Below are 1,250 nucleotides of genomic sequence, written 5' to 3'. Positions count from 1 at the left end.
CCAGTGCATCGTAGGCGGCTCGTCCGCTGACATTGGCGGCGGCGACAAATTTTTCGCCGGGTGGAAACCAGCGTGATTCGTGAAGAATGGACTCGATGGTCGCGGACATAATCTTCTCCCCCCTTATAGCCGTCGCAATCGTTTGGTGCTGCGAGGTGCTTTGCCGCAGGATACCGCAGGAAGGGCGGGTGCGGAAACTCAGCGCGGACAGCCGCCGCTGACGCGAACGATGCCGGCGAGGTCGCGATGCTGATCGGGTTGTGCGAAGCCGGTACGAAGGAGTTCGGCAATGGCCTCTGCCTGGTCGTAGCCGTGTTCGAAGAGCAGGCGTGCGCCGGGATTCAGGTGGGCTGGAGCGTGCGTCAGGATGTGGCGGATGGCATCGAGGCCATCCACTCCGCAGGCCAGTGCCAGAGCGGGTTCGAAGCGCAGATCGCCGCTGTCCAGATGCGGATCGCCGGCGGCGACATAGGGCGGGTTGCCGACGATGAGGTCAAAGCATTGATTCTCCAGCGCGGCAAACCAGTCGCTTTTCAGGAAGCGGACGCGCGCGCCGAGTCGGGCGGCATTGCCTTGTGCCACAGCGAGTGCCGCCGGTGAGATATCGACAGCGGTGAGGTCCGCATGCGGCAATTCAAGCGCCAGCGAAATGGCAACGCAGCCGCTGCCGGCGCCGAGATCCAGAATGCGTGGTGCCTTGATGCCCGCGACGGCTTCCTTGCCGAGATCAACGAGCAGTTCGGTTTCGGGGCGCGGGATCAGGACGGCCGGGGAAACGGCAAAGTCGCGCCCGTAGAACTCGCGTGTGCCGGTGAGATAGGCGACGGGCTCACCTGCCGCGCGGCGGGCAACGAGGGCATCAAAGCGTTCGGCACTTTCGCCGGGCAGTGCATCGTCACGATGCGCCTCAAGCCAGGCGGGAGAACAGCCCAGGACGTGACGCAGCAGCAGGCGCGCTTCGCTGATCGGGATCAGTTGCCGCGCCCGGGCGAGGGCGGCGGCGATGCTCACGAATCCTCGCCCAGGGCAGCGAGCAGTTCGGCCTGATGCTCGGCGGTAAGGCCGTTCACGATCTCGTCGAGTTCGCCGTCCATGATGGCGTCGATCTTGTAGAGCGTGAGGTTGATGCGGTGGTCGGTGACGCGGCCCTGCGGGAAGTTGTAGGTGCGGATGCGCTCCGAACGGTCGCCGCTGCCGATCAGGCTCTTGCGCGTCGAGGCGATCTGCTGCTGCTGCGCGCGCTGCTGGGC

Annotated in this window: 1 protein-coding gene and 1 pseudogene; both read right to left on the bottom strand. The window is 65.4% G+C overall.

What is annotated here, in order from left to right:
* Positions 1 to 198: 198 nt before the first annotated feature.
* Entirely contained in the window at positions 199 to 1,011 is an 813-nt protein-coding gene (prmC, locus tag HXX15_RS23120) for a peptide chain release factor N(5)-glutamine methyltransferase (protein ID WP_296519256.1), read from the bottom strand.
* Positions 1,008 to 1,250: pseudogene (locus HXX15_RS23115) on the bottom strand (peptide chain release factor 1); the annotation flags it as partial. The gene prmC and the pseudogene HXX15_RS23115, both read right to left, overlap by 4 nt.

Source organism: Rhodopseudomonas sp. (assembly GCF_013377015.1).
Lineage (GTDB): Bacteria > Pseudomonadota > Alphaproteobacteria > Rhizobiales > Xanthobacteraceae > JARJEH01.
This window is presented reverse-complemented; position numbering and strand designations above follow the sequence as displayed.